This window comes from Stenotrophomonas sp. RIT309, from assembly GCF_000632045.1.
GTDB classification, from domain to species: Bacteria; Pseudomonadota; Gammaproteobacteria; order Xanthomonadales; family Xanthomonadaceae; genus Stenotrophomonas; species Stenotrophomonas indicatrix.
Genome location: NZ_JFYS01000043.1, coordinates 1 through 21,435, shown reverse-complemented (window position 1 = coordinate 21,435; position 21,435 = coordinate 1). Strand labels below are relative to the sequence as shown.

Sequence of the window (21,435 nt, the reverse complement as noted above, 5' to 3'; positions counted from 1 at the left end):
ATGGATACCTCGATGTTGATTCCGATGCTGGAACGGCTGGGCTGGACGAGCCTGCAGACCGTGCTGCTGGGGGCGCTGGTGTACCTGCTGTGCCGCGCGCTGCCGGCACTGTCGGCGGCCACCCGTTGCCGGTTGTGGTGGCTGGTGTCGCTGCAGGCGGTGGTCGGTCTGTTGTGGAGCCAACCGCTGCAGCTGGCCTGGTTGCCCGCACCCGATGCGGTGGCAGTGACGACCGTGGATCTTGCGGCGGACGCGATATATACGATGGCACCGGAGGCATCGGCGCACCTGCTGGCGAACACGCCGATGGGTGATGTCGGCAGCGCCCCGGTGGCCTGGTGGGCGTTGGCCCTGGCAGCGCTGTGGATGTCCGGTGTACTGCTGATGGCGTTGCGGACCTTCGGCGAATGGCGCCGTTGCCGTGCGCTGCTGGCGGCGTCGTATCCGTGCGAGGACCAGGCGCTGGTGCAGGCGCTGCAGCTGGCCTCGGATGCGCACGGCCTGCGCCGCGCGCCGCGCCTGTGGATGAGCGACCAGGTGGACGCGCCTCAGCTGGTCGGGCCGTTCCGTCCGGTGCTGCTGCTGCCGGCGGGAATGAACGCGCTGCAGGGCGATGCGCTGGACCTGGCGCTGACCCACGAGCTGCAACACCTGCAGCGTCGTGACCTGCAGTGGGGGCTGCTGCCTGCCTTGGCCCAGCACCTGTTCTTCTTCCATCCGCTGCTGCGCCTGGCCGTGCGCGAATACGCCCAGGCCCGCGAGGAAGCCGTGGATGCGGCGGTGGTCGGCCAGCACGGTGCCAGCCGCCATGCCTATGGCCGGTTGCTGCTGCAGCTGGGTGTGGCGCCGCAGCCACACCTCGGCGTGGCCAGCGCAGCGCCCAGCACCACCAGCCTCAAGCGCCGCCTGCTGTCGCTGCAGTCGCACCGGGCGTGCCCGCGCCTGCTGGCCGTCGGCTTGACGCTGGTTGTATTGGCCGTGGGTGTGGCGCCGATGCGGCTGGTGGCCGCGCCGGTCCCGCCTGCACCGCCGGCACCGCCGCGCGCTGTGCCAGCGCCGCCGCCGCCGCCCGCAGCACCCCCGGCACCGGCAGCGCCGCCTGCCGCAGCGGTACCGGCAGAGCCGGCCGACTGGGCCGAGCCGGCAGAACCCGCCGAGCCTGAGGAACCTGCCGACGTCAATGAAGACGAGGAGCAGGACGCAGGCACCCATGCGCACTCGCAGACCACCATCGTCACCCATGGCCAGCTGGATCTGGGTACGCCGCCACAGCAGGCCTTCGTTCTCGTCGATCACGGCCAGGCGTTCGCCAATGCCGGCATGGACGATGTGATGCAGGCGCGCAGCCGGCTTGGTGACGGCCCCGCCCTGTGGTTTCGCCAGGGCGACAAGCGCTACGTCGTGCGCGATCCGATGCTGATCCAGTCGTTGCAGCGTGCCTATGCCGGCGCCGTCGACCTGAGCCGCCAGCAGAGTGAACTGGGGCGCCAGCAGAGTGTGCTGGGTCGTCAGCAGGGCCAGCTCGGCCGCGAGCAGGGCGAGCTGGGCAGGCTGCAGGGCGAAGAGGCGCGTGAGATCGCCCTCGCCGCCGCACGGGCTGCACGCAGTGCGATCAACGATCGCGACATCAATCGCGAAGCGGCAGCCGAAGCGGCGCGGGCTACACGCGGCGCGGTGGATGATGCGGCGATTGCACGCAAGGCTGCGGCCGAAGCACAGCGCGCATCACTGGTTGCCCGCAGCCAGGCGCTGCAGTCCGAGCGTAGCCGCGAGATGAGCCGACTCGCCAGCCAGCAGGCCGCGCTGGGAAGCCAGCAGGCGGCACTGGGCAGTCAACAGGCCGCGTTGGGTGAGCGTCAGGCACGGCTGCAGGCACAGGCAGCGAAGCAGGCAGAGCAGGTCATCGCGCGTGCGCTGGCCAGCGGCAAGGCCGAGCGGCTCTGACAGAGCGGAGCGCCGGGCCATGCCCGGCGCCCGCAGCTGCGCGTATGCGAATGGAATCCGCCGGGCAGGGCCCGGCGCTACCCCATCAGCCGCAGCTGGCGCGCTCGATACGGTTCTGTGCGTCCACCTGCACGGTCACCCGGTCCTGGCGGAAGTCCATGGTCACCGCCATCCCCGGTTTGACCACGCGTGCGTTGCGCGCGCCACTGTCGGCCACCAGCTTCTTGATCGTCGCTTCGTCGGCGGTCTTGCCGGTGAATGCGTCCAGCGCCTCGGGGCGGCACTCCTGCGGACCATCGGACACCTTGGCCGGCAGGCTGCCGGCATCGGCGGAGGCGTTGCCACCGGCATGGCTGCAGGCGGCCAGCGGCAGGATGGCCGCAAGCAGCAACAGGGGGGATCGACGCATGGCAGTACTCCTGGGTGGTGTTCAGTAGCGGCAGTGTCGCCGAGCCCTGTGTCAGTGATGTCAACGCGGCCTGGATCCGCCCTCTCCGTTCATCCGCTTACCAGCGCCAGGGTCTCCCGTTCGCGCTGCTCTTCCCGCACCAACCGCTGCAGCAGCAGGGCCAGGGTCACCACGTCCTGGTGGTTGTGGTCGGCCACCCGGCGCAGATTCACCGCATCACCGCCACGCAGGTAACGCAGCCATGCGGCGGGGGCTTCCGAGCCGGGCAGGTCATCTTCGCGCACCACGCGCAGCAGTTGCCGCTCGATGGTGGACAGCTTGCAGTTCTCCCACGTACCGCGGTAACGGCGGCGAGTGGGATACAGCAGGTCGACATGGTCCAGCGCGGTGATGGGATCGGCCTGGCGGGCCAGCCGATAGCGCGTCTTCAGCAGAGGGGCGTCGTAGCTGCGGCCGTTGTAGCTGCAGAACACGGTATGCGGCTGCAGCCAGCTGGCGAAAGCGGCCAGCATCTCCTCCTCGGCAGCCATCGTCGACATCAGCAGCTGGCGGATGCGCAGGCCTTCGCCACGCTGCGGGCACACATGCCAGTCGGCGGCGCCGATCATGAAGGCGCGGGTGCCGGTGCCGCCGGCCAGGCCGGTGGTCTCGGTATCGAAGAACAGCAGGTCACGCGCAGCCACGTGCTCACCCTCGCGCTTGGCGAAGGCCAGCGACAGCGGCATGGCGGGAATCGGCTGCGGCAGCAGTGACTCGATCAGGAACAGGCCGGGCGCAATCTCGTTGCCGGGCAGTTGGCGATCCTGCGCGCTGGCGCGTGCCGGCGCAGGGCCACCCCGCGAGCGCATGCCGAGCAGGCGATGCAGGCTGCCGACCTCGGGCCGTCGCAGTGCTGCCGGCGCAGGCGTGTTGGTGGCGGTGCCGGTCGGCTTGTGGCGGATCTCCTGTTCCACCCAGGCAAACACCGAACGCTCGGCCGGTGGCTGCCGCGCATCGTTGGCGGCCATCAGTGCCGGCGGCGTCTGTTGCGTCGGCGCGGCAGGCGTGGCTGCTTTCGGGTCACCCGCCTGCTTGCGAAGCAGCCGCAGCTTGTCCAGGCTCAGGCTCACGGGGCGATCAGCTCCATCGGGTCGCGTGTGCTCACCACCACATCGGCCACCTGCTGGCAGGCCTGCGCATCGAACAGGTCGAGCACGCGCAGCGCCAGCGCACGCGGCGAGGTTTCATCCTGTTCCTGCGCGGCAAGCACCGGACCGACGCAGGCCGGGCAACCCGCCTTGCAGTCGCAGCGCTGTACCAGTTCGCGCGCGCGCTGCACCAGCTCGGCCTGGCGCTGCCACAGCGGCTCGCTCAGGCCGACGCCACCGGGGAAATTGTCGTACAGGTATACGGTCGGCACGAATTCCTGCAGCAGTTCCACCGCGCCAGGCTCGCCATCGCTGCCCCGCAGCTGGCCGCGCCCGCTCTGGTCGGCAATCGCGATCCAGGTGCCATCGCCGTTGCCCACCGACTTCTGCAGGTCGCGCGCATCGGCCATCACCGCCACCGTGGCTACGATGTGCAGTGCATAGGCGGCGCCGAGGAACCCATCCAGCGCATCCTGCTTGCTGGCGAAGGCGCGCAGCAGCAGCGCCTGCGGCAGCTGCCACCACACCGCGGTGGTGTGCAGTTCCTGGTCGGGCAGGTTGACCGGACCGTAGCCGATGTTCTCGTGGGTGTAGTAGCGGATCTTCTTGTAACCGGCGACGCGGCGCACCACGTGCACTTCGCCATGGTGCGAATCACCACGGCCGGCCACGCCGCCATCGAAACGGTCCAGCACCTTGAGCTTGGTGAAGTCGATGCTGTCGGTGTAGTAGTCCACGTGGGTGCGGGTGACGTAGGCCTTGCGGCCTTCCCAGTCCAGCGTTTCCACCTGGTAGGGCGTGGACTGCACCATGTGGATGGCGCCTTCGTACAGGGTCAGCGCTGCAGCGGAGTAGTCCACTTCGGCGATGATCTGCTGGCGGCCATCGCTGCGGTCGACCACCACGAAGTTGCCATCGGCCACCGCGCGCAGGCTGACCGCGTTGGCCGGATAGCTGTCGGCGATCCACTCCCAGCGTTCGCCTTCGCGGTGGATGACCTCGGTTTCGGCCAGTGCTTCCAGGAACACCTCAGGATCGATCGGGCCGAAGCCATCGCCGACCCGGAACGGCAGTTCGAACGCTGCGCAGCGGATGTGATCGAACAGGATCAACGGCTGGTCGGGTGCGATGCGTGCGTGTTCCGGCGACGCCTCGGCGAAGAAGTCCGGATGGCGCACCACGTACTGGTCCAGCGGCTGCGAACTGGCCACCATCACGCCGAGTGCGGGCTGCTGGCGGCGTCCGGCGCGGCCGAAGCGCTGCCAGGTGGCAGCCACGCTGCCGGGGTAACCGTTGAGGATCACCACGTCCAGGCTGCCGATATCCACGCCCAGTTCCAGCGCCGAGGTGCTGACGATGCCGTCGATGTTGCCGGCACGCATCGCACGCTCGGTCTCGCGGCGCTCGGTGGGCAGGTAGCCGCCGCGGTAGGCGCGGATGCGTGGTGGCTTGCGCGGATCGTGATCGAAGATGTCCTTCAGGTACTTGGTCAGCACCTCCACCATCAGCCGGGTCTGCGCGAACACCAGCGTCTTCAGGCCGGATTTGATCGCGATGCGGGCGATGCGGTTGCTCTGCGAGCGCGCCGAGGCACGCAGGCCCAGATCGGGGTTGATCACCGGCGGATTCCACAGCAGCACCTGCTTCGGCCCGCTGGGTGCACCGGATTCGGTGATGGCGGTGACCGGTGCTTCGATCAGCGCCTCGGCATGCGCCTGCGGGTTGCCGATGGTGGCCGAGCACAGGATGAACTGCGGTTGCACCCCGTAGAACGCGCAGATGCGCTTGAGCCGGCGCAGCACGTTGGTGACATGGCTGCCGAACACGCCGCGATAGGTGTGTACTTCGTCGATGACGATGTAGCGCAGGTTCTCGAAGAACTGCGCCCACTTGGTGTGATGCGGCAGGATCGCCTGGTGCAGCATGTCCGGGTTGGAGACCACGATGTCGCCATGCAGGCGGATCGCCTGCCGCGCGTCGCCGGGGGTGTCGCCGTCGAAGGTGAAGGCCTTCACCCCGAGGTCGCCGGCGCGGTTGAGCTCCAGCAGTTCGGCCACCTGGTCCTGGGCCAGTGCCTTGGTGGGGAACAGGTACAGCGCCTTGGCCTTGTCCTGCATGGCAGCGCTGACCACCGGCAGGGTGTAGCACAGCGACTTGCCGCTCGCGGTGGGGGTAACGATGGCGACGTGGTCGCCACGCTGGCTGGCCTCCCATGCCTCGGCCTGGTGGCTGTAGAGCTGCTCGATGCCGCGTGCCTTCAGTGCCGCAGTCAGGGCCGGTGGCACGGAATCAGGAATCGGCGCATAGCGGCCTTCGCGGCCGGGAATGGCGAAGCTGCCGGTGATGCGATCCTGGTAGCGGCGCTGCAGGCGTGCACTGAGCAGTGCGCCATCGCGCGCGGGCAGGCCATCGCGGGTGGCGAGCTGCTGCTCCGCATCGGCGGTGCGCTTGGCGAGTTCGTAGGCCATGGGAAGTGGGTTTTCAGGGGATCACATGGCACCACAAATGGGTCTCACGATGTGAGACATCCGCAGCGGGCGGCGTGAACCATTCAGCGCGTTGGTGGCATGCGTGCAGCCAGTGCCGCGCTGCGCCGTGCGTGGCACCGCAGGTGCCGGCGCCACCGATGGATGGCCTGCACCAGATGCCACAGCCCGGTGGCGGCGGTGAGCGGCCACCACACTCCATGCATCAGCCTGAGCGCATCACGGGTGTGCTGCCGGGAGATGCCCGCCGGCAGTTCGACGAACATTCCGCCGAACAGCAGTACGCACAGCATCAACCCCAGCCATGCCAGGCTCCACGTCGCCCCAGCGGAGGAAAACCGGACACGGTCCTCGGCCAGGGACCACTCCCGGCCCGCGCCCAGGACCATGCCATCGCATTGGCGGATATCCAGTGTGAGGTGCTGCCCACTACGGAAACGCTTGGACGCCAGCCACTCCGCAGGCAGCTGCACGCGGTGGTCGCTGCCCAGTAGCCAGCAGGGCGGATGGTGTGGGTGCAGCATGAGCTTGTTGAGCCTGCCGCTGAGCTGCAGAACCGGTTGCGGCGCACCTGGGCCACGCTGGCGTGGCCATGCCATCCACACGGCGGTGCCGGCCACGGCGCACAGCGGAAGACCCAGCAACAGCCGCCACCACAGCGCGACGTCGATCTGCAGCGCGGGCAGCGCCGCCAGCGCAAGCAGCGCGATGACAATGCCCGGCCAGCGAACGCCATCACCCCGGCGCATCGCCACTTCGGCCGCCGTCTCCAGCCGCTGTCCGTGGACCGCGCACGCAGCAATTGGCCGCACGATGCGCCGTTTGCGTTGCAGTGGTCCCTCAAAAGCGGCCGCATGCTCGGCTTCCTCGGCAGCCACCCGGTGCCGGGCACCGACAATGTGGAATCCATTCAAGCGGACTACCAGAGCGGCGTCGCCAGCCAGGACGACCTCTGCGTGATTGTCTACGGCAACATGCTGCCAGGCATCGAATGGCAGCAGCACGGCAACGTCACCGAGCCAGGCCGAATGGAAGGGGCGGTTGCCGAAGCCAGACGGTCCGCTGAAAGCCCCCGACAGCACGCGCACCTGTGTGTCGTGCGTCCGCCCGCTGAGCGCACGCAGCGTGGCAAGTGCAGCATCTTCATCTTCGGTGAGCGGACGTGAGGGGGGATTGCGCCGCAGCAGGTGCAGGGCAGCGCGTGCATCCGACGCCCACTGCAGGTAGCAGGCCACCAGCATCGCCAGCAGCACCGCAAGCAGGAGGAGGGTCGCAGCGGGCGACATCAGCAGCATCCCAGCAGGCGTGAGTGATCGCAGCAGCGGGGCGGTGGCAGGCTCATCGGCGTGAAAGTGCTCAGAGGGGCCTGCAGGCTCATGGCATGCTTCGGCGTGCGCAATGCAAATCATTGCAAGGTGCGTGGCGGCTGCGCGGAACCGTGAGGACGGGCACAAGCTGAACGCCGGCGGCGCTTCCAACGAAATCTGAAGCCTGCATCCGTATCCTTGGTTGCTGGACGCAACCAACAGGGTGGATGGCTGTGGCACGACGTGGAATGCAGGGAGCACTTCTGGCCGCGGTGCTGCTGGCGGGCATCGCGCACGCGCAGCAGACGACGCCGGCCGCCGTACCCGTGCCCACGCCTGATCCCGTACCGGCGCCTGCCGTGCCGCCCCCTGCTGATGACGCGCCCGTGGTCGTGCCGCCTGCGCAGGGGAACGTCACCACGCTGGGCGAAGTGCGCGCGCTCAAACCCGAAGACGACCAGCCGCTGGACCTGTACCGCTTCAAGAACCCGATGCGCGCGGAGAACAACCGCTTCAGCCGCGACTGGAGTGAGCCGCCCTCGCCCGAGCAGGTCAGCATGGGCGGTGGCTACATCATGATGGGCGTGGTCAAGGGCGTGATGGCCGCGGCCAAGGGCCTGAACAAGATCACGGGTGGCCCGGACCAGATCCAGTCGGCCATCGCGCGGCCGCCACCGGAACTGAGCGCCGAGCAGCAACGGCGCGCGCTGCAGTTCTGCGCCCAGCAGGATGGTTGCGGCGCACCGCCGGAGAAGTAGGCGTTATCCTGCGGGCCTTCCCTTCGAGGCTGCCTGGATGCCGCTGCGTACCCTGTTCCTGCTTGCAACGCTGAGCCCGCTTGCCGCGTCCGCCAGCGACCTGACCGATGGCGGTTCGTGCCGTAATGGCGCGTTCCCTTCGGAACAATCGGGCTTTGCCCTGGCCAAGGTGGTGGGCACGCCGCGCCTGTTCCTGCTGGGCGACATGGACGGCTGCCCGGCCAAGGGCGAACCCGCCTGCCGCCAGCGCAGCTACGTGGTGAGTGGCGACACGGTGGTGACCGGGCGTGATCTTGGTCGCTACCGCTGCGCGTTCTTCCCGAACAAGGTGGGTGGCAGCGCAGGCTGGGTGGATCGCAGCAAGCTGCAGGCGTTGCCGGTACCCGCGCCGACGCTGCAGGCCTGGTCGGGAGACTGGAAGGACAGTGACAACGGCCTGCGCATCCGCGTGCGTGACGGCCGCCTGCACGTGGAAGGCGATGCCTACTGGCCCTCGGCCAACCCGACGCCGGCAGAACGCCCGGGCGGCCCGAACATCGGCGCGGTAAGCGCGCAGGCAGTACCGCGTGGTGCCCAGGTCGACTTCGTGGAGGACACCTGCACGGTGCACGCGCAGCTGCTGGGCGATGTGCTGATCGTGGCCGACAACAGCGAGTGCGGCGGCATGAACGTGCGCTTCAACGGTGTGTATCGGCGCAAGTAGATCCACGCCATGCGTGGATGGTGTTCGCGATCCAATCGGCGGGATCAGGGCCTTTTCGCAGGCGAAAGGGATCCGACCCCGGGATCAACCCCGGGATCAGCGTCGGCGCTCAAGCCACCAGAGCAGCGATGCGCACAGCACGAACGCCAGCCACCACGGCCAGCGCGGCCCTGGTACACGCTGGCTCGCCTGCGCGGTTGCTGGCGCCGCAGTGGCCAGCCGCTGCGCGGTGGCATCCATCATCGCCTGCCGGTGCAGGGCAGGGGCCTGCTTCGGATCGAACACGTAGCGCCACTGCGTGCGGTCGCCGTGCTGCAGGCGCTGCCAACCGGCCTGGCGCGGCCACCAGCCCGCGCATCGTGTTGTGCCGGTGGTGCTGTCGACGATCAGCGGCACGCCATCGCCGCGTCCGTCGAAGGCCCGCAGCGGTGCCTGCACGCCGCACAGTGACTGCCGTTCGCCGGCCCAGGCCAGTGCCTGTGTCGACCACGGTCCTTCGGTACCGGGCTGCGCGCGAGCGAGGGAGGCGAACACTGTGCTCCACAACTCACCGTGGCGATCCTCGCGACCGGCCAGTACCCAGCGCCAGCTGTCCGTGATGGGCAGCAGCCCGATGCGCCCCTTGCCGACGGCGCGCCACCCACCGATGGGCTTGCTGTCGCGATCCTGCAGCAGGGGGCGGCTGTCGGCTGCCTGCAGCGCCAGGTACTCCAGCGCCGGCAGCGCCGCGGCGTGCGACGCGCGGTCGGCGTCTTCGCCATCAGTGGTGGGCAGGGTGCCGGCGGCAAGCGGCCCGCGACGTGCCTGCAACATCGTCGCGTCACCCTCGCCGGGCATTGCCGCAACCTGGCTGCTGGCATCGCCCTGCACGGGCAGGCCGAGATCGCGCAGGCGTTGCCGTGCGCTGGCTGATGGCGCGCCGGTACTGCGCACCAGCAGGCCCAGGCCATCGCGCAGGGCCTGGCGCACGGCCGCCAGCTGAGCGGCACCGAGCGCAGCCAGGCTGCGTTCGTCGAGCAGCAGCAGATCGCTGCGCGCCAGCGTGGAGGCGTCCAACGCCACGTTGCCGTCGCCCAGGCTGAGGCCTGCGCCGGTCTCGGCCTGCACCTGCACGCGGATGCCGGCATCGGTGGCCCAGCGGCGCAGGTACTTCAGTTCGGCGCCGGGGGCAGCCGAGCGCACCAGCACGCGCAGCGGAGCGGCGGCCAGCGTCTGCTGCGGCACCGGCACGCTGTCGGCCACATGGCCCTGCGCATCCAGCAGGCGCAGCTGGAACACGCTGCGGCCCTCGGCGCGGGCGATGCCGCTGAGCTGCACATGGCCGTCCGCCGCCAGCGGTGCACGATCGACCACCGCACCGGCCGGGTCCAGCAGTTCGGCCTGCGCGCGGTCTACCCCACGTGCCTGTGCGTGCACGTCGAAGCGCGCACCGGGAGCGGCGTCCGCGGGTGGCTGCAGGGCGATCCATCCGTTGGCTGCAGGGGGTGCCTGCCAGCGCGTGTCGGCGGGCAGTGCGGCATCGCGGTCACGCGCGGCCAGGCCGGCACCGATCAGTGTCACCGTGGAGGACGGATAGCGGCGCAGTGCAGTGGCCAGGTCCGGCACGCGCGCTGCACCGGCCATATCGGTTGCTTCCGGCAGCAGCACCCGGGTGCCGCCGGTGGGCAGTGCACCGGTCTTGTCGGCCCCGGCGCCGATCACCACCAGGCCGGCCAGGGAGGCGCGCTGTGAGGGCGGCAGCAGGCAGACGTACAGCAGCGCAGCGGCGGCCGCCTGCAGCGTGAGCACGGCGATAAGACGGCCGCGCCTCTGCGTGGGCGAACGCAGCTGGCGTGCACTGGCGACGAGCACGATCAGCGCCAGCGCCACTGCGACCCACACGTTCAATGGCGATGTGCTCATGGCTGTGCTTCCAGAGCGTCGAGGTAGCGCTGCCCCATGGCATCTGCCGCACGGCGTCGCATCACCTGCGGCAGTGGCCGCTGCAGTGCGCGCCACAGCTGCGCGCGCAGGCGCTGCCGGCACTCGGTGCAGCCGGGGTCGATGCGTAGTTGTTCGATGGCGGCGGCCAGGTCCAGTGCATCGGGCAGGAACGCGTTGTTGCGCTGCTGCCAGGTGGCCAGCATGTCCAGATCGGGAGTGCCGTCCTCGTCGCCCAATCGCTGCCAGGCCTCGACGACGGCCGGATCGGGCGGCGTGCGCGCGGCCAGCGGCAGGTCGCGGCTGGCCAGCCCGGCACGGTCGCCGCTCAGGCGCCGGCTCTCGTCGATCGGCGGCAGCTCCGGGCCGACGCGCGCCAGATAGATGCGCTCGGCCTGCTGCACCTGCTTGATGAACGCCAGCGCCTTGTAGGCAAACGGCAGGGCCTGCTCGGGGCGGCCCTGGCGCAGCTCGCCTTCGGCCGACCACATCTGGTCCAGCGCGGCCTTCAAGGTGGCGCGTGTCTGCGGGTCAAGCAGCGTCGCCGCCTCGGCGTGGTCGTGGGTATGCCCGTACTCGGACAGCACGTCGGTGGCGCTGCCGAACACCGGTGGCGTGTCATTGCCGCTGGCTGCGCCACCGTGGTCGTGGCCGTGCTCGTCGTGTGCGCCGGCCTCGGCGCCGTGACCGTGCTCATGATCGTCATCGTGTGCGTCTGCCGCTGGCGTATCGCTGGTGGGCAGGTCGCTGGTCGGCGGTGGTTTCGGTGCGCCCTCGCTTTCTTCGCCCAGGAACTGGCCGTAGCGCAGGCGCAGGATGCGCTGGTCGACGCCGATCGCATCGCTGCGCTTGATGAAGGTATCGGCGGCTACGCTCCGGCGTTCGCGGATCAACGCCTCGGCGTCGATGATGATCTGCCGCTGGCTGCGGAAGTACGCGGGCAGGGTCTTCTTGATGCGGCCTTCCAGTTCGGCACCGAGCACGGCCTCGGCGCTTGGCAGGCGCAGGATCACGCTGCTGCTGCGGCCGATTTGTGCCGCCGGCGCGTGGTTGTCGCGCACTTCCAGCTGGGCGATCACATCGTTGCCGGGCTGTGCGCCCAGCGCGGCCAGATCAAGGGTATGGGCAAAGCGCCGTGCCTTCGCCTCGCCGCTGCCGCTGAGCGTCACGCTGCGGCGTACGAAGGTGATGTTCTCGCCGCTGCCCTGGGTGATGGTGATCGACAGCGTCGCTTGTGGGGAGACGCTATGATCGTCGCTGGCCTCGAAGCGCAGCGTCCACTGCCGTTGCCCGGGGGTGCCCAGCACCAGGCTGGTGGCAGGCTCGATCACGCGCACCGTCGGCGCACGGTCGGCGACCACGTCGAGCCGATGCAGGCGGGTTTCGGCCAGCGCCGGTTCGCTGACCACGCGATACAGCACCGGGGTACGCGCTACGTCCTGCGCCTGCCATTCACCATTGCGCTCGCGCAACGGCAGGCGTCGACCGTCGTGGAACTGCAGCCAGGCGTTGCTGGGTGCACGGTCGAAGCGCAGTGACCAGGACAGGCGACTGTCGGCGGCGACCTTGGCGTCGAGTGCGTTCTGCGTACGCGTGGGTTGGCCGGTGTAGGCCGGTGCGTCGATGCGCAGTCGAGTGGACTGCAGGCGCAATGGACCGGCCTTGGTGCTGCTTTGCGGCGAGGCAGGCGCCGTGGGGCGCGGTGCGCCGCTGTGCGGCCAGCCCAGTGCCAGCACGGCGACGGCGATGCCGCCGATCCAGCACAGCGCCACTGCCCTGCGTGGCCAGCGTGGTCGCAGCTCGGGGAGGTTGTGTTCAAGTGCAGCCAGCACGTGGGTGCGCTGGCGCTGTTGCAATGGGTTGAGCGCAGCGCCATCGGCAAACAGCAGATCGGCGCTGTCTTCGCTGGCGCCACTGGCATCGAGCCTGCGCTGCAACCAGCGTCGGTCCAGCTGCCGGGCGCGCATCGTCGCGGCGGCCGCAATGATCAGCAGGGCCACGGTCGCCACGACGCAGGCGATATCGAAACCGGACACGCGCAGCGCGAGTGCCGCTGACGCCAGCGCCCACGGCAGGCCCAGCAGCAGGGTGATCGCCGCGCGGCGTCGACGTGCGCGCTGCCATGCCTGTTGCAGCGTCTTCATGGTGCGGCCCTGCGTCGCGCGCTGCTCGCCATCCAGCGCTCAAGCGCGAACAGCAGCACGATCACCAGCAGCAGCCAGGCGGTGGGTTCGCGCAGGGGCGGCGTTGCGGCGGGCAGGGGCGCCTGGCGTGGTGTCTGGTCCTGCGCATCACCCAACTGCGGCGTTGATGGCGGTTGCAGGGCCTGCAGCAGGTCGCGCGGCAGGCCGTCATCGCGCAGTGCACTGTTGCGGGCCACGTTCCATTCGCCGGGCAGATGCAGCAGGCGGCCTTGGCCGATGCGCTGCTGCCACAGCAGCGGTGCATTGTCTGCATCGCGCAGCAGTACGGGTGCACCCGCTGGCGGTTTCGCAGCGGTCAGCACCGTGCCGCCCTGCTGCAGCCAGCGCTGCCAGGTGCCAGGCAGCGCATCGGTGGCGGTCCATACGCCGATCTCGCCGCGGGCAGGCAACGCGTCGTCGGCCAAGGGGGCCGCCAATGGTTGCGTGCTCCACGCGCGCTGCAACGCGCCCAGCCATTGCAGCGCAGCGGCCGGTGCATCGCTGCGCGTACGCAGGCGTGGTGCCTGGGAAGTGTGTGGCGGCGCGGTGACGGCCAGCGCGTGTGGCTGCCACTGCACCTCGCGCGACAGCTGCAGGCGGGCACCATCAAGGCCGGGCAAGGGATCGGGTACGTGTACGGTCAGCGCGGTGCCGGCCGGCAACTGCGCGTCCAGCTCGCGCAGCAGGCTGGGCAGGGCAGCAGCGTTGGCCGGCGCTGGCTGGTCGACGGTGGGGAAGCCCGGCGCCAGCCAATGCCAGTTGCGCGCATCGGTGCTGCCGCGCAGCGCGGTCGCGTCCAGGCCCGGTGCCACCACCGTCCACGCTGCTGGCACGGGCGCAGGACCGGTCAGCGCCGGGCGCGCCAGCAGCAGGGCCAGTGCGGCCAGCAACAGCAAGCGCACCAGCAACAGCGGCCAATCATCGAAGCGGATGCGCTGCCGCGGTCGCACCTGGGCGCGCAGCCAGCGCAGCGCAGCGAAATCCAGTGGCGTGTAGGGATGACGGCGGGCGAGGTGGATCAGCAGTGGCAGCAACCATGCGGCCAGCGCCGCCAGGCCCAGCGGAAACAGCAGGCTCATGCGCCGCCCCTGCGGCCGAACAGCGCCTGCAGCGGCTGGTCCAGCGGCTGATCCAGCCAACCGGTCGCGCAGGCGATGCCACTGGCCTGCAGGCGCGACTGCAGCGCGGCGCGCGCCTGGGTGAAGCGCTGCAGGTAGTCGGCGCGGATCGCGGCGCCATCGCCGAGAAGTTCATCGCCCGTTTCCGGATCGCGGAAACGATGGCCTGCGTCGAAGGGGAAATCGCGCTCGTCGGCCGTCAGTACCTGCAGCAGCATCACCTCGCGGCGGGCGCTGGCCAGCTGCTCCAGCAGCACGATGCCCGCGTCGTCGAAGCCATCGCCGATGGCCAGCAGCAGATCGCCGGGGCGCACGCGCTCCCACAGCGGTCGCAGCCGCTCTGCGGCCGGCCATGCGCCGCGCGCCTGCAGGGCATGCAGCTGCAGATGCACGCGGTCGCGCTGGCGCGCGCCATGCGCGGCCGGCACCAGCTGCAGGCCTTCGCCGTTGATCGCCAGCAGGCCGAAGCGATCACCCTGCTGCAGCGCCAGCTCGACCACGCAGGCAGCCAGCTGCCGCATGTGATCCAGGCGGCTGCGTCCGGGCGCTGTATGGTCGGACTGGCCCGCCGAGGCTGTGGCATCGAGCAGCAGCCAGACGGTGATCGGGCTCTCGCGCTCGGATTCGCGCACGAAGAAGCGGTCCGAGCGCGCATACAGCTTCCAGTCGATCTGGCGCAGTTCGTCACCGGGCTCGTAGGCGCGGTACTGGGCGAATTCCAGGCCGGCGCCGCGGCTGCGGCTGGCATGCTGGCCGATGCCGCTCGCACCGCTGGCCAGGCGTGGCCGCAGGCGCAGCGCACGCAGGCGCGCACGCAGGTCGGGTGGCAGCAGCAGCGGCGTGCCTGCGGTCACCAGTGGATCAACCCGGGAAGGGAACGGCCTGCAGCAGTGCGGCGACCACATCGTCGGCCCGCTTCTGCTCGGCTTCGGCGGCAAAGGACAGCAGCAGGCGATGGCGCATCACCGGTGCCGCCAGCGCCTGCACATCCTCGCGGGTGGCGGCGAAGCGTCCCTGCAGCAGGGCGCGCGCCTTGGCGGCCAGCACCAGCGACTGCCCGGCACGCGGACCCGCGCCCCATTTCACCCACTGGTTGATCGCTGCCGGTGCACCATCGCCGGGGCGGCTGGCGCGGACCAGGCGGGTGATCCAGGCCAGCACGTCGGGGCTGACATGCACCTGGCGCACCGCCGCCTGCAGCGCGATCACCGCTTCGGCATCCATCACCTTAGGCACGCTTTCCGTGGCACCGCCGGTGGTCTGTTCGAGGATCTGCCGCTCTTCTTCCTCGCTGGGGTAATCGACCAGCACATGCAGCAGGAAGCGGTCCAGCTGTGCTTCGGGCAAGGGGTAGGTACCGGCCTGTTCGATCGGATTCTGCGTGGCCAGCACGAAGAACGGCGCCGGCAACGTGTAGGTCGTGCCGGCGTAGCTGACCGTACGCTCCTGCATCGCTTCCAGCAGCGCCGCCTGGGTCTTGGGCGGGGTGCGGTTGAGCTCGTCGGCCAGCAGCAGGTTGGTGAAGATCGGGCCCTGCTGGAAGCGGAAATGGCGATGACCGGTGCCGTGGTCTTCTTCCAGCAGTTCGGTGCCCAGGATGTCGCTGGGCATCAGGTCCGGGGTGAACTGCACGCGCCGGAACTGCAGTTCCAGTGCCTGCCCCAGCGAGCGCACCAGCAGGGTCTTGCCCAGCCCCGGCGCGCCTTCCAGCAGGCAGTGGCCACCGGCCAGCAGGCCGATCAGCAGCTGCTCGACCACGGTGTGCTGGCCGACCACGGCGTGGGCCAGGGCGCTGCGCAGCGCGTGCAGGCGCGGCAGCAGGGAATCGAGGTCGGGGGAGGTCATGGGCGTGGTCCGTTCAATTGTTCAATGCGTACATCACGATGTTGACGCCGAAGCGGGTGTTGTCTTCGGCCAGGAAACGCTTGTTGCGCCAGTCGTAGTCCCACTCGCAGCCGTAATCCTTGTTGCTGTAGAGCAGACCCAGCCGGCCATCGACCTCGATGCCTTTCAGGTAGTCGTGCACCAGGTCATCGCCCCAGCCGTTGAGCTCGAAGCTGGTCGCGGGCGGGCCGTCGGGGAAGCGGAAGAAGCTGCGGTACAGCGCGTGGCTGTTGGGCAGTTTCTGCAGCGCCTTCGGCCCGAACAGCCGGCCCATCTGCGCTTCGAACGAGGTGGCGAACAGGCCGTCGATATCGTGGTTGCAGTCGTCGACGAAGACGAAGCCGCCATTGCGCACGTAGCGCACGAAGTTCTGCCGTTCGGCCGCGTTGAACTCGACCAGGGTGTGCCCGGCCAGGTAGCAGAACGGCGCCTCCAGCATGCGTGGGTCGGCCAACGCCACCACGCGTTCCTGCGGGTCCACCCGCAGGGAGGTGTAGTCGATCAGCGAGGTGATCAGGTTGGACGGCATGCGCGCGTCCACGTCCCAGTCGCCGGAGTCGTACTGCAGGCGGGTGAACCAGAAGTCGTAGCGCGAACTGCGCGGGCCTGCCTGCGCCCATGCCGGCAGCGCCGCCGCCGAAGCGGCAGCGGCCAACCAGCGCAGGCAGGCCCGTCGATCCATCAGACCGCGTCGGACAACGAGGTAAAGGTGAAATCGCGCAGCTTCATCGGCGGAATCATCATCACGAAGTTGGACTCGTCACCGGCCACGCGCACCGGCTTGCCCAGCTCTTCGATGTTGTTGAGCATGATCACCGGCGATTCGTTGAAGCGGAAGTTCTTCACCGGATGCTTGATCTGCCCGTTCTCGATGTAGAAGGTGCCATCGCGGGTCAGGCCGGTCAGCAGCACGGTCTGCGGATCGACCATGCGGATGTACCAGGTACGGGTGACCAGGATGCCCTTCTGAGTGCCGCGCACCAGTTCGGCGGTGCTCTTCTCGCCACCGCTCATCAGCAGGTTGCCGGGCGTGGCCTTGGCGGTCTTGCCCTGCTTCTGTGCCCAGAAGCGCGAGTAGTCGAGGTTGGCGACCTTGCCGTTCTCGATGATGGCGATGCGCTCACGCGGCATGCCCTCGTTGTCCCACGGCAGCACCGGCGCGTCCGGGTGCCACGGGTCGGCATGCATGTTCACGCGCGGATCGTAGACCTGCTCGCCCAGCTTGTTGCCACCGCCCTTCTTCGACAGGAAGCTGCGCCCTTCATCGGCCGAGCGTGCGCTGAAGAAGTTCATCATGAAGCTGATCAGGCCGGCGGCTGCTGCCGGCTCCAGGATCACCGTGTACTTGCCGGGTTCCAGTGCCTTGGCTTCCTGCGACTCGGTCGCCTTGCGCATGGCGATGCGGATGTCCTGGTCGGCCTTGAAGTCGGCAGCGTCCTTCAGGTTGCGACCCACCCAGCCCGAACCACGGCCGTCTTCGGTGCGCACGGTGCAGGTGTAGTCGAAGTTGGTGGTGCGCTGGTAGCCGAAGTTGCCATTGCTGTTGGCGGTGGCGTAGAAACCCTGGCCGTCTTCGAGGAAGCCTGCAGCGATCAGCCCGTTGCCACGGCACGGCGCGATCGAATCGGCGGCGACCTTGGCGCGGAAGGCCGGATCGATGGCGGCGGTGGATTCGCTGAAGGTCGGGCTGGGGCGGTAGGTCTGCTTGCCGATGGCCGGCATGAACTCCGGGTTTTCCGGGGCCAGGCGGGCCAGGTCTTCGGCGCGACGCACCACGCGCTGCAGCGCCGCGTCGTCGAACTCGTTGATCGAGGCGGTACCCACGCGCTTGCCGAAGGCCACGGTGACGGCCAGTTCGGTGTTGTCGACGATGCCGCTGGTGGACACGTTGTTCAGGGCGAAACGGATGTTGCCGTTGATGGAACCGGCCAGTACGGCCGTGCACTCATCGGCCTTGGACAGGGCGATGACCTTGTCGAGGATGGCCTTGGCCTGGGCTTCGGTGAAGATACTCATGGTGTAAGGGCTCCTGACCGGTCAGCCGAGGCTGCGTGCGGTGTTGATGACGTTGATGCCGTTGAAGCGCGCGGTGGACGAACCGTGCGAGACCGCCGAGACCTGGCCGGGCTGGCCCTTGCCATCGAAGAACGAACCGCCCAGGCGGTAGTCGCGTTCATCGGCCACGGCGCTGCAGGCATTCCAGAATTCCGGCGTGCGGATCTGGTAGGCCACGTCTTCGAGCATGCGGGTGATCTTTCCGTTCTTGATCTCGTAGAACAGCTGGCCGCCGAACTGCGCGTTGTAGCGCTGCTGGTCGATCGAGAACGAACCATCCCCGATGATGTAGATGCCGTTCTCCACGTCCTTGATCATGTCCGACACGCTCAGCGGCGACTTGCCCGGCGCCATCGACACGTTGGCCATGCGCTGGAACTGCACGCTGGACCACGAGTCGGCATAGCAGCAGCCATCGGATTCGGTCTTGCCGAGGATGTGGGCCTGGTCGCGGATGGTCTGGTAGTCGACCAGCTTGCCGTTGCTGATCAGGTCCCAGCGCTTGCACTTCACGCCTTCATCGTCGTACGCCACGGCGCCGAGGCTGCCCGGTTGGGTCTTGTCGGCGAAGATGTTGACCTTGTCGCTGCCGTACTGGAAATGCTGCTCGCGCTTGTCCAGGGTGGCGAAGCTGGTACCGGCGTAGTTGGCTTCGTAGCCGAGCACGCGGTCCAGTTCCAGCGGGTGGCCGATCGACTCGTGGATGGTCAGCCAGGTGTGCGACGGATCCAGGATCAGGTCGTACTTGCCGGGCTTCACCGACGGCGCCTTCAGCTTCTCCTGCGCCTGCTTGGCCGCCGCGATGGCATCTTCCTTCATGTCGTAGGACGAGCTGTAGTTGACCACGCCATTGGGCGTGAGCACCTTGCCGGCAGCCGCGCCATCGAGGTACTCGTAGCCCAGGCCCATCGGTGCGGACAGGCCTTCGCGGGTGCGGAACTTGCCGCTGGCCTTGTCGATGGCGGTGATCGTCATCGGTGCCCAGATGCGGTGCACGTCCTGGTCGATGTAGGAACCGTCGGTGGAGGCGAAGTACTTCTGCTCGTTCACCAGGAACAGCATCGAGTTGACGAAGCTGGCACCGGCGCCCATCGCCGCAGCGTTGACGTCCAGCAGCAGGTCGACCTTCTCCTTGATCGGCACCTCCATCGCATTCTTGCGGATCGGCGTCTTCCAGCTGACCTCGCCGACGCCCGGCGCCTTGGCCAGCTGCACCGGCGCGGTCTGCACGCCCGCGTTGGCCTTGGCGATCGCCGCGGCCTGCTGCGCGGCACGGGCCACGTCGGCGGTGCTGAGCGCATTGGTGGCGGCAAAGCCCCAGGCGCCGTTGACGATCACGCGGATGCCCACACCGGTGGACTCGGTGTTGACCACGTTCTGCACCTTGTCCTCGCGGGTGATCACGAACTGCCGCAGGTAGCGGCCGATGCGCACGTCGCAGTAGGTGGCGCCGGCGCTGCGCGCAGCCTGCAGGGCGGCGTCGGCCAGGCGCTTCTTCAGCGCAGGGTCGAGGCTGGACTGCAGTTGCTCGGCGGCGATCGCCTTGCCGAAGAACGACGGCACGATCAGGCCGCCAGCGGTAAGCCCGGTCAGGGCCAGGAAGTCACGTCTGTGCAAGGCTGCTCTCCATGAAGGACGGGTGGCTCAAGCGCCGAGACTGCGCGCGGTGTTGATGATGTTGATGCCGTTGAAACGGGTGGTGGACGAACCGTGCGAGACCGCCGACACCTGGCCGGGCTGGCCCTTGCCGTCGAAGAACGAACCGCCAAGGCGGAAGTCGCGTTCATCGCAGATGGCGGTGCAGGCGTTCCAGAACTCCGGCGTGCGGATCTGGTAGGCCGCATCCTCGACCATGCCGGTGATCTTTCCGTTCCTGATCTGGTAGTACAGCTGGCCGCCAAACTGCGCGTTGTAGCGCTGCTGGTCGATGGAATAGGAACCACGGCCGTGGATATAGATGCCGTTCTCCACGTCCTTGATCATGTCCTCCACGCTGAGCGGCGTCCTGCCCGGCGCCAGCGAGACATTGGCCATGCGCTGGAACTGCACGCTGGACCACGAGTCGGCATAGCTGCAGCCATGCGAGGCGTCGCGGCCGAGGATGTGCGCCTCATCGCGCGTCGCCTGGTAGTCGACCAGGATGCCGTCGCGCACCAGTTCCCAGCGTTGGGTCTTCACCCCTTCGTCGTCGTAGCCGACCGCGCCGAGGCTGCCCGGCTGGGTCTTGTCGGCGAAGAAGGTGACGATGTCGCTGCCCCAGCGGAAACCAGCATCGCGCTTGTCCAGGGTGGCGAAGCTGGTGCCGGCGTAGTTGGCCTCGTAGCCGAGCACGCGGTCCAGTTCCAGCGGGTGGCCGACATTCTCGTGGATGGTGAGGAACAGGTTGGACGGATCCAGCACCAGGTCGTACTTGCCGGGCTTCACCGAGGGCGCCTTCAGCTTCTCGCGCGCCTGGCGGGCGGCGGCGATGGCGTCCTCGACCGGGTCATAGGAATCACGGTACGCAGTGATGCCACCGGGCAGCTGCACCTTGCCGCGTGCATCGCCATCAAGGAACTCGTAGCCCATGCCCATCGGCGAGGACAGGCCGGCGCGGGTGCGGAACTTGCCGCTGGCCTTGTCGATGGCGGTGGCGGTGAACGGCAGCCAGATACGGTGGATGTCCTGGTCGATGAACGAGCCGTCGCTGGAAGCGAAGTACTTCTGCTCGTTGACCAGGAACAGGGTGGAATTGATGTAGTCGGCACCCGTATTCAGTGCGGCCGCATTGAGCGCCAGCAGCAGCTCGACCTTGTCCTGGATCGGCACTTCCATCGCATTGCGGCGGATGGGTGTCTGCCAACGCACCTCGCCGACGGCCGGGGTGGGCGCCAGCTGCACCGGGCGGGACTGGATGCTGGCATTGGCGCGGGCGATGGCGGTGGCCTGTTCGACGGCGGTGCGCACCGCCGCTTCGGTCTGCTGGTGGGTGGCGGCGAAACCCCACGCACCGTTGACGATCACCCGCACGCCCACACCGGATGATTCGCGGTTGGTCACGTTGCCGACCTGGTGCTCGCGGGTAATCACCGACTGGTTGAGGTAGCGCCCGATGCGCACGTCGCAGTAGCTGGCCTTGGCCGAACGCGCGGCAGCGAGGGCGACCTCGGCCAGGCGCCGGCGCTTGGCCGGGTCGACCGGGGCCAGCAACTGCTCGGCGGCGATCAGCCGCGAATGCGGCAGGGCCAGGCCCGCCAGGCCCAGAGCGGAAAATGCCAGGAACTCACGTCGTTGCACAGCGTCTCTCTCTCACTTCCGTGCGGCCGGCAAAGGACCGATCCGATCACGTCAACTCCTCGACTTTCGCCAGCGGCGGACATTCGGGCAAGTGACTGCAGTCATGGTCGGGGAGGGTTTCGGCAGGGCTTGCAGCCCTGCACCTGCGGTAGTGCCGGCCGCTGGCCGGCAACCTCAGCAGCAACGTCAACGTCAAAAGCGGGCATTCCGTGGGTGGGCGGGGCGGTGTGGGGTGGCAGGACACGCCGTAAACCCCTGGCCGGCC

16 protein-coding genes are annotated in these 21,435 nt (G+C 68.7%); 3 read left to right on the top strand and 13 right to left on the bottom strand.

Annotated elements, in window-relative coordinates; genetic code table 11:
* Positions 1-1,944 (top strand): M56 family metallopeptidase, encoded by a 1,944-nt coding sequence (locus BW38_RS01730; RefSeq protein ID WP_032978401.1) that lies wholly within the window; start codon positions 1-3, stop codon positions 1,942-1,944.
* An 85-nt stretch (positions 1,945-2,029) separates the two neighbouring features.
* On the opposite strand, the gene BW38_RS01735 is transcribed toward BW38_RS01730, so the two are convergent.
* The 4 genes from BW38_RS01735 to BW38_RS01750 form a co-directional block, all read right to left on the bottom strand.
* Positions 2,030-2,353, bottom strand: coding sequence for an I78 family peptidase inhibitor (locus BW38_RS01735; protein WP_025876032.1), 324 nt, complete (start codon positions 2,351-2,353; stop codon positions 2,030-2,032).
* Between the two features lie 89 nt (positions 2,354-2,442).
* Entirely contained in the window at positions 2,443-3,462 is a 1,020-nt protein-coding gene (locus tag BW38_RS01740; protein WP_032978398.1) for a ribonuclease H-like domain-containing protein, read from the bottom strand.
* On the bottom strand, positions 3,459-5,948 hold the full coding sequence (locus BW38_RS01745) for a DEAD/DEAH box helicase (protein WP_025876028.1): 2,490 nt from the start codon (positions 5,946-5,948) through the stop codon (positions 3,459-3,461). Before BW38_RS01745 ends, BW38_RS01740 begins: the two co-directional genes overlap by 4 nt.
* 83 nt (positions 5,949-6,031) lie before the next feature.
* Positions 6,032-7,444, bottom strand: coding sequence for a hypothetical protein (locus BW38_RS01750; RefSeq protein WP_152543339.1), 1,413 nt, complete (start codon positions 7,442-7,444; stop codon positions 6,032-6,034).
* A gap of 56 nt (positions 7,445-7,500) precedes the next feature.
* On the opposite strand from BW38_RS01750, the gene BW38_RS01755 reads away from it, so the two are divergent.
* Positions 7,501-8,031: a hypothetical protein gene (locus BW38_RS01755; protein ID WP_032978395.1), complete on the top strand. Its 531-nt coding sequence runs from the start codon at positions 7,501-7,503 to the stop codon at positions 8,029-8,031.
* Between the two features lie 37 nt (positions 8,032-8,068).
* On the top strand, positions 8,069-8,734 hold the full coding sequence (locus BW38_RS01760; RefSeq protein ID WP_032978392.1) for a hypothetical protein: 666 nt from the start codon (positions 8,069-8,071) through the stop codon (positions 8,732-8,734).
* Between the two features lie 96 nt (positions 8,735-8,830).
* Here BW38_RS01760 and BW38_RS01765 read toward each other — a convergent pair whose 3' ends face one another.
* Genes BW38_RS01765 through BW38_RS01805 form a run of 9 tightly spaced genes read right to left on the bottom strand, consistent with a single transcriptional unit; the run spans position 8,831 to position 21,170 of the window.
* A complete protein-coding gene (locus BW38_RS01765) occupies positions 8,831-10,636 on the bottom strand; it encodes a hypothetical protein (RefSeq protein ID WP_032978389.1) in 1,806 nt (601 codons plus the stop codon).
* Positions 10,633-12,798, bottom strand: a complete 2,166-nt coding sequence (locus tag BW38_RS01770; protein ID WP_032978386.1) for a membrane protein — start codon at positions 12,796-12,798, stop codon at positions 10,633-10,635. Before BW38_RS01770 ends, BW38_RS01765 begins: the two co-directional genes overlap by 4 nt.
* Positions 12,795-13,916 (bottom strand): BatA domain-containing protein, encoded by a 1,122-nt coding sequence (locus BW38_RS01775; protein WP_032978383.1) that lies wholly within the window; start codon positions 13,914-13,916, stop codon positions 12,795-12,797. Before BW38_RS01775 ends, BW38_RS01770 begins: the two co-directional genes overlap by 4 nt.
* On the bottom strand, positions 13,913-14,809 hold the full coding sequence (locus BW38_RS01780) for a DUF58 domain-containing protein (protein ID WP_025876018.1): 897 nt from the start codon (positions 14,807-14,809) through the stop codon (positions 13,913-13,915). The genes BW38_RS01775 and BW38_RS01780 overlap by 4 nt, the downstream gene beginning before the upstream one ends.
* A 7-nt stretch (positions 14,810-14,816) precedes the next feature.
* On the bottom strand, positions 14,817-15,800 hold the full coding sequence (locus BW38_RS01785) for a MoxR family ATPase (protein ID WP_025876016.1): 984 nt from the start codon (positions 15,798-15,800) through the stop codon (positions 14,817-14,819).
* 13 nt (positions 15,801-15,813) lie between these two features.
* Complete coding sequence (locus BW38_RS01790; protein WP_025876014.1) at positions 15,814-16,521, bottom strand: DUF4159 domain-containing protein; 708 nt, start codon at positions 16,519-16,521, stop codon at positions 15,814-15,816.
* Entirely contained in the window at positions 16,521-17,855 is a 1,335-nt protein-coding gene (locus BW38_RS01795; protein ID WP_025876012.1) for a TldD/PmbA family protein, read from the bottom strand. Before BW38_RS01795 ends, BW38_RS01790 begins: the two co-directional genes overlap by 1 nt.
* Before the next feature lie 21 nt (positions 17,856-17,876).
* The gene (locus BW38_RS01800) at positions 17,877-19,511 is read right to left on the bottom strand and encodes a TldD/PmbA family protein (RefSeq protein ID WP_032978380.1); all 1,635 of its coding nucleotides are present in this window, start codon (positions 19,509-19,511) and stop codon (positions 17,877-17,879) included.
* A 27-nt stretch (positions 19,512-19,538) separates the two neighbouring features.
* Complete coding sequence (locus BW38_RS01805) at positions 19,539-21,170, bottom strand: TldD/PmbA family protein (RefSeq protein WP_032978377.1); 1,632 nt, start codon at positions 21,168-21,170, stop codon at positions 19,539-19,541.
* Positions 21,171-21,435: the final 265 nt, after the last annotated feature.

Bases quoted from the DNA above. Each gene is read 5' to 3' on its own strand.
- BW38_RS01775 (WP_032978383.1), bottom strand. From the start codon at position 13,916: ATGAGCCTGCTGTTTCCGCTGGGCCTGGCGGCGCTGGCCGCATGGTTG.
- BW38_RS01730 (WP_032978401.1), top strand. From the start codon at position 1: ATGGATACCTCGATGTTGATTCCGATGCTGGAACGGCTGGGCTGGACG.
- BW38_RS01770 (WP_032978386.1), bottom strand. From the start codon at position 12,798: ATGAAGACGCTGCAACAGGCATGGCAGCGCGCACGTCGACGCCGCGCG.
- BW38_RS01760 (WP_032978392.1), top strand. From the start codon at position 8,069: ATGCCGCTGCGTACCCTGTTCCTGCTTGCAACGCTGAGCCCGCTTGCC.
- BW38_RS01795 (WP_025876012.1), bottom strand. From the start codon at position 17,855: ATGAGTATCTTCACCGAAGCCCAGGCCAAGGCCATCCTCGACAAGGTC.
- BW38_RS01755 (WP_032978395.1), top strand. From the start codon at position 7,501: ATGGCTGTGGCACGACGTGGAATGCAGGGAGCACTTCTGGCCGCGGTG.
- BW38_RS01765 (WP_032978389.1), bottom strand. From the start codon at position 10,636: ATGAGCACATCGCCATTGAACGTGTGGGTCGCAGTGGCGCTGGCGCTG.
- BW38_RS01745 (WP_025876028.1), bottom strand. From the start codon at position 5,948: ATGGCCTACGAACTCGCCAAGCGCACCGCCGATGCGGAGCAGCAGCTC.
- BW38_RS01735 (WP_025876032.1), bottom strand. From the start codon at position 2,353: ATGCGTCGATCCCCCCTGTTGCTGCTTGCGGCCATCCTGCCGCTGGCC.
- BW38_RS01785 (WP_025876016.1), bottom strand. From the start codon at position 15,800: ATGACCTCCCCCGACCTCGATTCCCTGCTGCCGCGCCTGCACGCGCTG.
- BW38_RS01790 (WP_025876014.1), bottom strand. From the start codon at position 16,521: ATGGATCGACGGGCCTGCCTGCGCTGGTTGGCCGCTGCCGCTTCGGCG.